Annotated in this window: 12 protein-coding genes; 3 read left to right on the forward strand and 9 right to left on the reverse strand. The window is 34.2% G+C overall.

Translation table 11 applies throughout. The features are described 5' to 3' along the window. Nucleotides 1–28: 28 nt before the first annotated feature. Nucleotides 29–997, forward strand: a complete 969-nt coding sequence (lpxK, locus tag IL45_RS03125) for a tetraacyldisaccharide 4'-kinase (protein ID WP_036580217.1) — start codon at nt 29–31, stop codon at nt 995–997. Here the strand turns inward: lpxK and IL45_RS03130 are convergent. From IL45_RS03130 to IL45_RS03165, 8 genes are all read right to left on the reverse strand, one after another. Further along, on the reverse strand, nt 992–3,250 hold the full coding sequence (locus tag IL45_RS03130; RefSeq protein WP_036580510.1) for a tetratricopeptide repeat-containing hybrid sensor histidine kinase/response regulator: 2,259 nt from the start codon (nt 3,248–3,250) through the stop codon (nt 992–994). The genes lpxK and IL45_RS03130 overlap by 6 nt on opposite strands. Before the next feature lie 242 nt (nt 3,251–3,492). Next, the gene (gene gap, locus IL45_RS03135; RefSeq protein WP_036580220.1) at nt 3,493–4,479 is read right to left on the reverse strand and encodes a type I glyceraldehyde-3-phosphate dehydrogenase; all 987 of its coding nucleotides are present in this window, start codon (nt 4,477–4,479) and stop codon (nt 3,493–3,495) included. Next, a complete protein-coding gene (locus IL45_RS03140) occupies nt 4,473–4,910 on the reverse strand; it encodes a hypothetical protein (protein WP_036580223.1) in 438 nt (145 codons plus the stop codon). The genes gap and IL45_RS03140 overlap by 7 nt, the downstream gene beginning before the upstream one ends. Nucleotides 4,911–4,984: 74 nt before the next feature. After that, nucleotides 4,985–5,860 carry a lipoyl synthase gene (lipA, locus tag IL45_RS03145; RefSeq protein ID WP_036580226.1) on the reverse strand — a complete coding sequence of 292 codons (876 nt, stop codon included), beginning with the start codon at nt 5,858–5,860 and terminating at the stop codon, nt 4,985–4,987. A gap of 65 nt (nt 5,861–5,925) precedes the next feature. Further along, complete coding sequence (locus IL45_RS03150; RefSeq protein WP_036580228.1) at nt 5,926–7,032, reverse strand: glycosyltransferase; 1,107 nt, start codon at nt 7,030–7,032, stop codon at nt 5,926–5,928. 7 nt (nt 7,033–7,039) lie between these two features. Then, on the reverse strand, nt 7,040–7,243 hold the full coding sequence (locus IL45_RS03155; protein ID WP_036580230.1) for a hypothetical protein: 204 nt from the start codon (nt 7,241–7,243) through the stop codon (nt 7,040–7,042). 33 nt (nt 7,244–7,276) lie between these two features. Further along, nucleotides 7,277–8,305: a UDP-N-acetylmuramate dehydrogenase gene (gene murB / locus IL45_RS03160; protein WP_036580512.1), complete on the reverse strand. Its 1,029-nt coding sequence runs from the start codon at nt 8,303–8,305 to the stop codon at nt 7,277–7,279. Then, entirely contained in the window at nt 8,305–9,495 is a 1,191-nt protein-coding gene (locus IL45_RS03165) for a pyridoxal phosphate-dependent aminotransferase (protein ID WP_036580232.1), read from the reverse strand. Before IL45_RS03165 ends, murB begins: the two co-directional genes overlap by 1 nt. 80 nt (nt 9,496–9,575) lie before the next feature. Between IL45_RS03165 and IL45_RS03170 the strand changes: the two genes are divergently transcribed. Beyond that, nucleotides 9,576–10,901: a PDZ domain-containing protein gene (locus IL45_RS03170; RefSeq protein WP_036580235.1), complete on the forward strand. Its 1,326-nt coding sequence runs from the start codon at nt 9,576–9,578 to the stop codon at nt 10,899–10,901. Between the two features lie 2 nt (nt 10,902–10,903). On the opposite strand, the gene IL45_RS03175 is transcribed toward IL45_RS03170, so the two are convergent. After that, complete coding sequence (locus tag IL45_RS03175) at nt 10,904–11,335, reverse strand: DUF1573 domain-containing protein (protein WP_036580238.1); 432 nt, start codon at nt 11,333–11,335, stop codon at nt 10,904–10,906. Nucleotides 11,336–11,454: 119 nt separating this feature from the next. Here IL45_RS03175 and IL45_RS03180 point away from each other — a divergent pair, with 119 nt between their 5' ends. After that, the gene (locus IL45_RS03180) at nt 11,455–14,088 is read left to right on the forward strand and encodes a valine--tRNA ligase (protein WP_036580242.1); all 2,634 of its coding nucleotides are present in this window, start codon (nt 11,455–11,457) and stop codon (nt 14,086–14,088) included. Nucleotides 14,089–14,350 lie beyond the last annotated feature (262 nt).

Raw genomic sequence — 14,350 nt, forward strand, 5'->3', positions numbered from 1 at the left:
AAAGATAAAATTAACCTACTTTTGAAACATGCAATCGTTAAGAAATTTATTATTTCCGTTTTCAATACTATATGATGGTATCACTCGAACTCGTAACTGGGCATTTGACAATGGTTATCTTACTCAAGAAACTTTTGATATACCAGTGATAGCAGTAGGTAATTTGAGTACTGGAGGAACTGGTAAGACTCCTATGATAGAATGGTTGATAGAGCATTTTAAAGGAAATCGAATTGCAGTTCTAAGTCGTGGTTATGGACGTGAGACTAAAGGTTACATTGAAATAGAAAATCATCATACAGCCGCTCAAGTAGGTGATGAGCCATTGCAAATTAAATTAAAGTATAATGATGCCATCGTAAGTGCAGTTTGTGAGAAAAGAGTAGATGGTATTAGAGAGTTATTAAAAAATCACTCTATTGATATTATTTTGTTAGATGATGCTTTTCAACATAGATATGTGAAGGCTAGTCATTATATTTTACTCACTAGTTATGACAGGCTTTATTCAAATGATTATTTATTGCCAGCAGGCAATTTAAGAGAATCTAGAAAAGGAGCTAACCGCGCTCACACGATCGTTGTTACTAAGTGTCCAGAAAATCTTTCTCAAGCAGAAATGGATTCTATGATACAACAGCTTAAACCTTTGAAGAATCAGAAGGTTTATTTTTCTACTATTGAATATGAAAAAAGGGTATCTCAATCTAATAGATCTATTTTGTTAGATGAGTTAAAGTTTGATAAGATTACGGCGGTTACCGGTATAGCAAAACCAGCACCTTTCATAAATTTCTTAAAGAAACAATTTGAAGTTGAGCATCTAGAATATGGTGATCATCACCGCTTTCGCGAAAGCGAAATTGACATCATTGCTGCTCAAGATATCGTTATTACGACCGAGAAAGATTATACTAGACTGTCGCCATGGGACCTGCCAAGAGTATATTATTTACCTATGAAGATAAGGTTTTTAGGAGAAGAGCCCAGTTTATAGTACTTGATAATTAGTAAATGCTTTTTGAATTTTTTCAAAAAACTCATCCATTTTAAACGGCTTAGGGATTATGTCATCAAAACCTATTTGATACAGTTCTTTCTCTGAATCATTTAAAGTGACAGCAGTTAAGGCTATAATAGGGATCTCTCTATTGAGTTTACGTATTTCAGTAGTTGCTTTTTTACCGTCCATTACAGGCATATGTATATCCATTAAAATCAGGTCATATTCTGTCTCTTGTACCTTTTGTAATGCCTCTGCACCATGATTTGCGACATCGCAGTTAAAATTCTTGCCTTCAAGAATTTTACGAGTAATCATCTGGTTAATTTTATTATCTTCTACTACTAGGATTCTTTTTTCTAAGTGTTCTCCAGGAGCGAGAGGCTTTTCACTTAAAACTTCATTTATGGAAGTGGTCTTAACTGGTGCGACTATCTCAGAAGGCTCAGACGGGAAAACTACTTCTTTATCAGATGTATTCTTTGGTTTTGAGATTGATTTTACAGGTTGATAGTCATCATAAAATTTATTAGAGTCTGGTAAATCAAACCATATATCAAATGAAAAGATACTACCGCGTCCTAATTTACTATCTAATTTGATGTCGCTTTGCATTAATTCAACTAGATTTTTTACGATAGCTAATCCTAGCCCAGTACCACCATATTCTCTTGTTGTGCTAGATTCTTCCTGTGCAAAGTTTTCAAAGATGGCAACTTGCTTCTCCTCAGATATTCCTTTACCGTTATCTTCAACTTCAAATCTGATAAGACAACGATCATCAACTTGCTTTACTCGATTTGCTCTAATCCAAATATTTCCGTTTTGAGTGAATTTTATGGCGTTACCTATAAGGTTAATTAATATCTGAGTGATTTTTACTGGATCACCATTAATGCGACTAGGTATTGCATCATCAAATTCTAATTGAAGTTGATTATTGCGGTCTTTAGATTGACTTTCTAATGACGTGGTAAGGTCTTGAATACGTTTTTTAAGACTAAAAGGGATAGATTCTAATTCTACCTTATTAGCTTCAAGTTTATTGAAATTAAGTATGTTGTCAATTAAGGATAACAAGTACTCACCAGACGATTGTAAGGTCTCTAAGTGTTCTTTCTGATCAGATCTAGGTGTGTTCTCTAATAACAGGTGAGTTAAACCTGTAACGGCGTACATAGGTGTTCTAAGTTCATGGGTGATGGTTGATAGAAAGTCTGCTTTAATTTTTGCAGCATCTTGTGCTCTATCACGCTCTTCAATCAATGATTTGTTTTTAACTACCAATGTTTTATTTGCTCGCAACCTGAACTTATTGTTCTTAAAAAGCGACATTGTTAGTAAAGAAAGTAATGTCAGTAAAACAAAAAATAAAATATTTGTATAATCGTGTCTATCTAGGTCTTTTTGCTTTTTTGCAAGTTCAACTTTTAAATTTTCATTCTCTTTATTTCTTATAGCTAGTGCATTGCCGCTATCACCATTTTTATCTATAGATTCCTTAAGTTCAATATAACGATCCATATACTCTAGACCTTTTTGATAGTCGCCTTGTGCACGAGCAATCGAGGATTTAAGGCTGTAGGTTTCTAGTTCAGTCGTTATGAAGCCATAGTTTTTACTGATTCTAAGGGCTTCATTAGTTGCAGCATTTGCCTCATCTAGTTCTTGTTTTTCAAAATAGGCTTTAGCTAATCCAAGTGTCGCTTGTGATTCATAGAAGTGTAATTGTTGTTTTTGCAGTAACGGTATGACATTCCTGAAACCATTTACAGTCTCATATAAATTTTTAGTTTCAAGATTGAGCTGAGCTCTTAAAAACAATTGTAGAGCTCTCAACTCTTGATTTGAAGAGTTTTGTATTAAAATCTTAGCACTATTAAGAGTTTGATCGGCATCAACAAACTTTTTATTTTTAATGAAAAGATTAGATTTCAGCAAGTATAACCTTATTTGGCTGTCGGATTTTTCAGGAATAAGTTGTTCAATGTCTGATAACTTAAGCTCTGCAAGATCTAATTGATTACAAATTAAAAAATACTCTGCCTGGACTAATTGAGTACTAGCAAATAATGAAGAGTCTTTTGCTATTTCTATGGCACTAGAAACAATATCCTGAGCTTTTTCATAGTCTGTCTTTTGAAGAGCTAAACGTGCTTTTTCGAGCATCGCTTCTACTGCAATCTGTTGACTGTTAATAGATAACGAGGCGTCATCATCGCTTTGAGCGAGGCATAGTCCACCCAATAAAAGGGCGAATAATAGTAGTATTTTATTAATTGGAGAGATAAAGTACTTATTAGTAAACACACAAATATAGAATTACGCTCGTTAAAAGCCTTAAAATCTGTCAATTTAGCTACTTAAGAGTGTATTTCGTCGATGTTTTTAATGATCTGAAGCGTGACCTGTTAACATAGGTAATAAAAAGTACGGTGCAACGGGATTTTTAGGCCTGAATTATGTATTGAAAAACCTGTTTTATTTGGTTAGCTAATTTTGATAACCAAATCTTTTAATCGATTACTATAACCGCTCTCATTATCATACCAGCCTATTACTTTAATAAGTTTTCCTATTACAGAAGTCATTTGAGAGTCAAATATACATGAGTAAGGACTGCCAGAAATATCAATGGAAACTAAAGGTACGTCAGTGTAAGAAAAGGTGTTAGGATTTGCTTCTGCGAAAGCGAGAAAGGCAGCATTAACTTCATCGATACTTGTGTCTCTTTTTACATTAATAGTCATGTCTGTAAGGCTGCCATTAGGAACTGGTACTCGTATACCACAGCCACCTATCACGTCACTAAGATGAGGGAATATTTTAGTAAGTGCTTTTGCTGCTCCAGTAGTAGTAGGAACTATGGATTGTCCAGCTGCTCTTGCGCGTCTTAAATCATTATGCGGTTGGTCATGCAGGCTTTGGTCAGAAGTGTAACTATGTACCGTGGTGATATATGCTTGTTCAACTCCACATAACTCGTCTAAAACTTTAATAAAAGGAGCTGCATTGTTAGTTGTACAACTAGCATTAGATAATATGACATCATCTTCATTTATTATATGGTCATTAACACCTAATACGACTGTTTTTATATCATCATCTACTGGTGGCGCACTTAAGATCACTTTTTTTGCACCAGCATCACGATGCTTTTGTAATTGCGCTAGCGTTTTAAATTTACCTGTAGATTCTATCACGACATCAACACCTGTCCAGTTAAGGTCTTCTAAATTTTTATGATGTGTAAATAATATCGATTTATCGTTGATAACTATTGAGTCCTCTGTATAAGTTACATCATGTGATAAAGTTCCATGAATAGAGTCATATTTCAATAGGTGTGACATGATACGATTAGAAGCTAAATCGTTGATAGCAACAACTTCTATATGATCGTCATTTAGAACGGTTCTCAAAAATGTACGACCGATGCGACCAAATCCATTAATAGCTACTTTAATCTTTACCATGTATCGTGCAAATTGGTCTTGATGTTACGTTGTGTGTTGTTCAAATAATTATCTAAAATAAATCCTATTACCATGCCTATCAAAAAACCGAATATGATACTTATGTTAGATATTAAAGGAATTAATAATCCTGCAAAACATCCTATAGTTGTGTATTGATAGGAGTCTTTAATTCTTAGCATGTTTTGCATAAAAAGAAGTGTAGATTTCAAACTCTCTTTTACTACTTTTCTTTCGATATTAGAATCGCTTATACGACACAACTGTACTTCAAGTTCTTTATTAAGAATATCTAATTCATTTTGATTTAGATCCAGATTCTTAACTTCGATAAGAAGTTCATTCCATTTATCAAGTAATTTTAAAGACTTGCGATCAGTGGTTAATACTCGATAAGAGTTTATAGTTTGTTGTGCTTCTTCTATTCTCATTATCAATATACTTTGATATATTAGTGTAAGTGGAGTAGATTAAGTTACGTATTTTGATGCTTTAAGGCAAAAATTTATAAAATGTGTTTATGAGCTTTATAAGAACTTCTCACTAGAGCACCACTTTCCACATGGCGGAAGCCCATCTCTAAGCCTATCGTTTCATATTTCTTAAATTGCTCTGGTGTTATAAACTCTTTTACTGGCAGGTGTTTTTTAGAAGGTTGTAGATACTGACCTATAGTCACTACATCTACATTATTATCGCGCAAATCTTTCATTACTTGAATCACTTCTTCTTCACGTTCACCTAGACCCAGCATAATACCAGATTTTGTTCTATTAATACCTTGCTCTTTTAAATAGCGTAGTACTTCTAGACTGGTGTCATATTTTGCTTGGATACGTACCTCGCGAGTTAAACGACGTACCGTTTCCATGTTATGAGAAACTACCTCTGGATTAGCCTCTACAATACGATCTATGTTGCGCTTATTACCTTGAAAATCTGGTATTAATGTTTCTAGAGTTGTTTCTGGATTCATGCGGCGTATCGCCGCCACAGTTTCTTTCCATATAATAGAACCCATGTCTTTTAAATCGTCACGATCTACACTGGTTACAACAGCGTGTTTAATACCCATTAATTTAATAGATCGTGCAACTTTCTCTGGTTCTGCCCAATCAATATCATCTGGGCGACCTGTTTTAACACCACAAAATCCACATGATCTTGTACACGTGTTACCTAATATCATAAAAGTGGCAGTTCCTTCAGTCCAGCATTCACCCATGTTAGGGCAACTACCCGAAGTACATATGGTATGTAAATCATATTTATCAACCAGACCACGTAATTCTTTATATTTCTTCCCTACAGGAAGCTTAACGCGTAACCATTTAGGTTTCCCTTTTGCAGGTGGCGCAATGGATTCTTTTACTGTATTCATACTACAAATTTAGGTATAAAGCTTTTGTGAGAAGTATTGTAGTCGTTAAAAATCTGTCAAACTGACTATTTCCAGCGTTTTGGTGGTTTTCCTGCGTTGGTGAAGAAAAGTCCTAGTTGCGTAAAGACTAGAAGTATTTCTAAAAAGGGTATAAATGGTATAATATCGCTTTCACGAAAGCGAGATAAACCTTTCCCTACAACTAACCAGACAATGGTGTATCTTAAAATCACTAATCCTAGGATATACAACCAATTGATCCCAAATATAAAGCCTACTATTGAAGCTATAAAGAAGCCAATCTGAGAGAAAAAATAAAGTCCTAATAAGAATTTATGTTTGCCTTTATAATAAGAAGCAGTATTGATATGGCGGCGTTTTTGAGTCCACCATTTAGTCCATGTGTTTTTAGGAGTGCTTACTGTAAATGCGTCGGGTTCGATAATTACTGAAGTATTATCCTTAGTAGCTGCTTGATTTACAAAAAGATCATCATCACCACCTAGTACCTTCATATGATCTATGAAACCGCTGACGTCATAAAATTGCTTTGAGGTGTAAGCTAGATTGCGACCTACTCCCATATATGGATTCCCGTGCAATGCGTAACTCATATACTGTATGGCAGTTATGCCAGTTTCATATCTAATTAGAGCATTAAGAATTGAATACTTTTTTTTCTCATAACCACCGTAACCTAATACAATACTTTTATGATTAGTAAAGCCGCTGGCCATAGCTTTTAACCAGTTATTACTTGCCGGTTTGCAATCTGCATCTATAAAGATTAGATTTTCATTAATGGCCTTTTTGATGCCTAGAGTAAGTGCGTATTTTTTATTTCCCCAAAAACTTTCGTTATTTACAACATCTACCTTTTTAACTCTGGCATCCAGATCTTGAAAATGCTCTATAACCTCTAATGTGTCATCAATAGAAGCATCATTGATTAATATGATTTCAAAGTTAGGATGAGTTTGCTGTAGTAGTAAGGGAACTAGTGTTTTGAGGTTCTCTTGTTCATTTTTTGAACATACAATGACAGATACTGCATCTTGCGATGTATTATTTAGAGATGATTTATAAAAACCAACTCGAGCCAAAAAAAAGTAATATATTATATTAACAAGCACAAATCCCGCCAGGACTATAAACGCTATGCCTATTTCCATCTTTTAATTAAGATTCTAAAGATGGGTTTTTACAATCTTGCTCTTCGGGTAATTTACCGCACATACCGCAAGCTTCACCATCCTTATTAAGAAAAGGGCTTTGACTAGCACAAGTTCCTGCAAATTTCCCGTCTTTTTTTGCCCATATCTTGATAGCTATTCCCGCAACTGCAAGAGCTAATATACCTATAGTAATAAAGAGTAATTCCATAGTGCAAATTTAAGAATAATAAGTGATGTATTCTTAATTCTGAATTAAATTCACTTCAGTTTCAATAGTGATTCCATATCTGTTTTGAACCATCGATTGGATTTCTTTTGCAAGGGCAATTATTTCTTGTCCGCTAGCATTACCATGGTTTACTAGAACTAACGCTTGTTTATCATGTACACCAGCATCACCACGTCGTTGACCTTTAAAGCCACATTGATCTATAAGCCAGCCAGCAGGTACTTTTACTTGCTTTTCATTTACTGGGTAATGCGGTATTGATGGATGCATTCTTATGAGGTCTTCATAATAACTTTTTTCAATAATAGGATTTTTGAAAAAACTACCGCTATTACCTATCACTTTTGGGTCAGGTAATTTGCTGCTCCTTATATTAATTACAGCTTGTGCAACAGATTGTATGGATGGCTCTATTTGTAGGTTCTCTAATTCGTTTAGGATTGCACCATAACTAGTTTTGAGCTGGTAATCATTTGTTTTTGTGATATCTGTAAGCTTAAAAGTTACGGACGTTATTACATATTTGCCTAAAGCTTCATTCTTAAAGATGGATTCTCTGTAACCAAATTTACAATCTTCTAAATGGAGTGTTTTTACATCACCTGTTTTAATATTCATAACGGTGCATGAAACAAAAGTATCCTTTAACTCCACTCCATATGCACCTATATTTTGAATAGGAGAGGTGCCTACATTACCAGGTATGAGAGCCATGTTCTCAATTCCAGCCCAATTATTTTCAATGCAAAAAATGACAAATTCATGCCAGTTTTCTCCTGCCATTGCTTGTACAAACACATGTTCATTATCTTGTTTCAATAAATCTATTCCTTTAAGATTTACATGAACGACAGGTCTTTTAATATCATTAAGTAGTAACATATTACTACCGCCACCTAAAAGAAATACTTCCTCATTGTAATAATAAGCAAGCACTTCTCTAAGTTGCTGTATAGTAGATACAGATGTATATGCTTTTGCAAAAGCAGATATTCCAAAGGTGTTATGCTCTTTAAGAGAGAAGTGTGATCTTATCTCAATCACGCGTTATATACTTTAAGAGCTTCTGCTAAGATTTGAACTGCTTTTATTAAAGATTCTTTTTCAAGAACGTAAGCGATTCTGATTTGATTTTTACCTACACCAGGAGTGCTATAAAAACCAGCTGCTGGAGCTACCATTATAGTTTCATTATCTAATTGAAAAGATTCTAGCATCCATTGGGCAAATGCATCAGTATCCTCTACAGGTAATTGAGCAACACAATAAAATGCGCCACCTGGATTTGCAACTTCTACACCTGGTATGTTTTTAAGGCCTGCTATAAGGATATCTCTACGCTCAATATATTCTCCTATAACCTCGTTAAAGTAAGCTTGTGGAGTATCTAGAGCGGCTTCGGCAGCAATTTGAGCAAATGTTGGAGGACTTAATCTAGCTTGAGCAAATTTCATTGCCGTAGCCATGACTTCTTTGTTTTTAGAAACCATACATCCTATACGAGCACCACACATACTATATCTTTTAGATACAGAATCAATCATTATGGCATGTTGTTCTAAACCTGGTATATTCATTACTGACAGGTGCTCACGACCATCATATGCAAACTCTCGATAGACTTCGTCAGCCACTAAGAATAAATCATGTTTTTTTACTAGCGCTGCTAGTTGATTCATCTCATCTTGGGTGTATAAGTAACCAGTTGGGTTACCAGGATTACAAATTAGAATTGCTTTAGTATTATCGGTAATAAGTTTTTCAAAATCACTTATAGAAGGTAATGCGAAATTGTTTTCAATTTTAGTAGATATAGGTTTTACTGTAACACCACTTGCTGTTGCAAAACCATTATAGTTTGCATAAAAGGGTTCTGGTATGATTACCTCATCTCCGTAATCGCATATGCTACCCATAGTGAACAACAGTGCTTCACTACCACCGGTAGATACAATCACGTCATCTATAGTTAATCCCATTTCTATTTTATTGTAATGAGCAACTAATTTTGTACGATACGACTCGTTTCCAGCACTATGACTATATGCTAGAATTTCCATGTCAGTGTCTTTTACCGCTTGTATAGCTTGATTAGGTGTTTTTATATCTGGTTGACCTATGTTCAAAGGATAGATATGTATTCCTCTTTTTTTTGCTGCTTCTGCAAATGGAACTAGTTTTCTAACCGGTGAAGATGGCATTTTGGCACCTTTATGAGATATTGCTGGCATGTATTTCTATTTTGTTTTGCAAATGTAATACGACTAAGGTCTATATAAAAACGATTATGATTTCCTTATATTTATGTTTTATGAAAAATTATTTGTTAGTTGTGCTTCTTGTGTTATTGGGCTCCAATACTCAAGCTCAAGAAACCTCGGGATTTATTCTAAATGATGATGTAAAAAAGGAAATTATACCTTTTGAACTTGCATCCAATTTAATCATATTAAAAGTAAATTTAAATGGAATTCCATTAAAGATGATGCTAGATACAGGCTCGTCTAAAAATTTAATATTTGATTTTAAGGATGTGGATTCACTAGCCCTTAAAAAAGGAGAGGTAATGAAATTGTCTGGATATGGTAATGATAAATTGTTCGATGCCTATTACAGTCCGTCGAATATATTGGAGATATCAGAAAATCTTATAAATTATGATGCTGATATCTTAATAATGGATAATGATCTTTTTAATTTGAGATCAAAATTGGGAGTGGAAGTTAATGGTATACTAGGTCTGGATTTCTTTAAAAATAATTATGTAGAATTGAATTATGAAAAAGAAATTATTATTGTTTATTCGAAAAAAGAAAATTTACCTAATCGGATTATAAAGAGAGATTCTTATCCTATACAAATTATTAAAGGGAAACCATATACCGAGGCTCGAGTGAAAATATCAAATCATTATCTTCCCGTTAACCTCTTAATAGATACAGGGAATAGTGAGGCATTATGGCTGTCTGATATAATGTTAGAAAGTTATGCGCCTAACGTTGCAAAATTTGAAGATTATCTAGGGTATTCCATGAGCGGAATGATCACAGGAGATAGAACAAAATCCCAGGAATTAATTGTTTTTAAGAAAAGATTTCATAAAATCACGACATCAATACCGCATTTCAATTCGGATTTAGATTATCAAACCAATAATAAGCCAACTACGATAGGCTCAATTGGTGGTGAAGTATTGAGAAGACTAAATATTGTATTCGACTATTCATCAATGAATGTTTTTATTAGTAAAAAAGAAAATTTTGATGAAGGGTTTTATTACAATATGGCTGGTATAGAGTTAATTGAAGGTGAGAAGGAACTATTTGTATATGATAATAAAGTGGATAATAAAGAGAGTCGAAGTATTGTAACTATTGAATCTTCTAAAATCGTAAACTATGTCTATTTGCCCAAAATACTGATAGATTACATCAGGCCCAATTCACCAGCAGATAATGCGGGACTTAAAGTAGGTGATGTAATTGATAAAGTAAATGGAATTAATAGAGAAGATTTAGGCCTTAACAATATCGCCTATCTTTTTTTTAAAGATCCCTATTCAAATATAAAAATAACCGTAAAAAGAGGAGAGTCAACTTTAAAATTTAAATTTAAATTAATTCCCCTAATAGAATGATTCTACATCTTCATTTTCTCTTCTTCGTCATTATTGTCTGTACTTGCAGGTAATACTTCACCAACTAAGTTTAAAGGGATAAGTTTTTCTTTTGTATTTGTATTTGCTGTAATAGTTTTAACGATTGGCCCTACTTTTTCAGTGTCATATTTTACTTTAATTTCACCTTTCTCTCCAGGAGCTATAGGTTCTTCTGGTTGAGCTACGATATCACAATTACATGCTGAATAGATATTATAGATTTTTAAAGGGTGTTCACCAGTATTAGTAAAGGTAAAAGTGCGCACACCATTACTGCCTTTTTCTATTTTACCATAGTCTATTGTTGTTTCAACAAATTTTACTGTAGTTGTTTTGTCAAGAGTAGATTCATCTTGTGCATTTATGAATTGCCCAAAACCGATTGCTATTAATAAAAGGAAGATATTTTTCATTTTCGTATTTCTTTATCGTGAATAAAAGTAATTATTACTACTTAAAGCCTCTGTTAATGATGTGTATAATTTAAGTAAATAGTACTTTTGTCGATGAAATTTCAAAAACTAAGCCAAAAATGTCCTTAGCAGCAAAATATGATTCAAAAACCACAGAAGATAAGTGGTATCAGTACTGGATGGAGAATGATTTTTTTAAATCAGTTCCAGACGAGCGTGAAAGTTACACGATTGTCATTCCACCACCTAATGTTACAGGTGTACTGCACATGGGTCATATGCTTAATAATACAATTCAAGATGTTCTTATAAGAAGGGCACGTTTAAAAGGTTACAATGCATGTTGGGTGCCCGGTACAGACCATGCATCGATAGCTACAGAGGCAAAAGTTGTTAAGAAACTTAAAGAGCAAGGCATTGATAAAAATGACTTGAGTAGAGAAGAGTTTCTTGCACATGCTTGGGACTGGACAGATGAGTACGGTGGTATTATTCTGGAGCAACTTAAAAAATTAGGAGCCAGTTGTGATTGGTCTCGTACTAAATTTACGCTCGATGATGACATGTCAGCTTCTGTAATCAAGGTCTTTGTAGACTTATACAATAAGGGTATGATTTATCGTGGTTTCCGTATGGTAAATTGGGATCCAGAGGCACAGACTACTCTTAGTGATGAAGAGGTGATTTATGAAGAACGTAATGGTCACTTATACCATTTAAAATATCAGATTAAAGGAAGCAATGATTTTATTTCAATTGCAACCACACGTCCCGAGACTATCCTAGGAGACACAGCAATCTGCGTACATCCAGATGATGATCGATATACAGATCTAGTAGGTAAAACAGTTATCGTACCTATTGTAAATCGTGAGATTCCTGTAATCGCAGATGAATATGTCGATATGGAGTTTGGAACAGGAGCACTAAAGATTACTCCTGCACATGATGAAAACGATAAGAAGATAGGAGAGACGCATAAATTAGAAGTAATTGATATATTCAATGCAGACGCGACTTTAAATAGCTATGGATTGCATTATGCAGGTAAAGATCGATTTCTTGTGCGTAAAGAAATATCCAATGAGCTCGAGGAAAAAGGCTTCTTAATTAATAAAGAAAACCATGTTCATAAAGTAGGAACTAGTGAGCGCACTGGAGCTGTAATTGAGCCACGATTGAGTGATCAATGGTTTTTAAAAATGGAAGACCTTGCCCAGCCTGCAATTAAAGCAGTGCGTGAGGATATAGTAGAATTATTACCAGCAAAATTTAAGAGCACTTATTTTCACTGGATGGAAAATGTACGCGATTGGAATATTTCACGTCAATTAATGTGGGGACAACGTATACCAGCTTATTTCTATGGAGATGGTAAGGAAGATTTTGTAGTTGCTACCTGTATTGAAGATGCGATTACGCTTTCGCGAAAGCGAACTAATAATGACAACCTGCAAGCATCAGATTTACGTCAGGAAAATGATGTTCTCGATACATGGTTCTCTAGTTGGTTATGGCCTATAAGTGTGTTTAATGGTGTGCTTGAGCCAGAAAACGAAGAAATCAATTACTATTATCCTACTAGAGATTTAGTGACAGGCCCAGATATTTTATTCTTTTGGGTTGCACGTATGATAGTTGCCGGATATGAATTAAGAGATGAGAAACCATTTGACAAAGTATATCTAACGGGATTAGTACGTGATAAACAACGTCGTAAAATGTCGAAATCTCTCGGTAATTCTCCAGATGCTCTAGGGTTAATAGAGAATTATGGAGCAGATGGTGTTAGAGTAGGACTTTTATTGAGTGCTGCTGCAGGAAATGATATTATGTTTGATGAAGACCTATGCCAGCAAGGTAAGGGCTTTGTAAATAAAATGTGGAATGCTTATCGATTAATTGATGGATGGGAAGTTGATGAAACACTATCTCAACCAGCACATGCTCTACAAGGTTTAAACTGGTATAAATCGAGATTTGCTCAAGTCTTAAATGAGGTCGAGGACCACTATTCTAAATATAGAATAAGCGATGTGCTCATGACGAGCTATAAGTTAATATATGATGACTTTTGTGGTTGGTTACTTGAAATTATAAAACCAGAATATCAAAAACCTATAGATCCTAAAACACTTTTTGAGGTAATTGCACTTTTTGAAGATAATTTGAGGTTAATGCATCCATTTACTCCTTTTATTACTGAAGAGTTATGGCAATCGATTGCCGCTAGAGATGTAAAAGATGCTTTGTGTATTAACACTTGGCCAGTTGCTGGTACGATAGATCAATCATTATTAAGTGATTTTGAACTGGTTCAAGATGTGATTTCTGGAATAAGAACTGTACGTAAGGAAAAGCAAATAAGCTTTAAGAATGAGATTACCTTGAACGCCATTAATAATGAGGAGTTGTCAGGTGAATATGACAGTCTTATTATGAAAATGGGTAACGTTTCTCAAATACATCTAGTTGAAGAACAAGTAAGTGGTGCAGCTAGTTATCGTGTGAAGTCTAATGAGTATTTCATACCGTTAGAAGGAAATATAGATGTCGCTGCAGAAATTGAAAAACTGTCTGGAGAGCTTAAGAGAGCTCAAGGGTTTTTAATTGGTGTTCAAAAAAAGCTAGGAAACGAAAGGTTTGTTAATAATGCTGCCGTTGAGATAGTTGATAAAGAAAAACAAAAAGAAGCTGATACACTTGCAAAAATTGAAACAATAGAGGCTAGTATGAAAGCTTTGAAGGGATAGGTTAGGTTATCCTACTTTAATAATATTTGAAAACGACCTTTAATAAATAAAGGTCGTTTTTTATATTTAGACTTTTAAGTAAATATGATACAACTCAAATTTCCGATAATATTAATTTCAGGTAAGGAGTCATTTATAGAGCATCCGTTGGTGATTTTAATATTTGCTGTGTTAATTCTTATCGGTCTGGTAAAAGGAACTATTTGGCTTATGAGATATCTTTTGAAGCCAATTGAAAAGAAAAATAAGGATGTCTAGAAGG

It is taken from the genome of Nonlabens ulvanivorans (assembly GCF_000732625.1).
Classification (GTDB): domain Bacteria; phylum Bacteroidota; class Bacteroidia; order Flavobacteriales; family Flavobacteriaceae; genus Nonlabens; species Nonlabens ulvanivorans.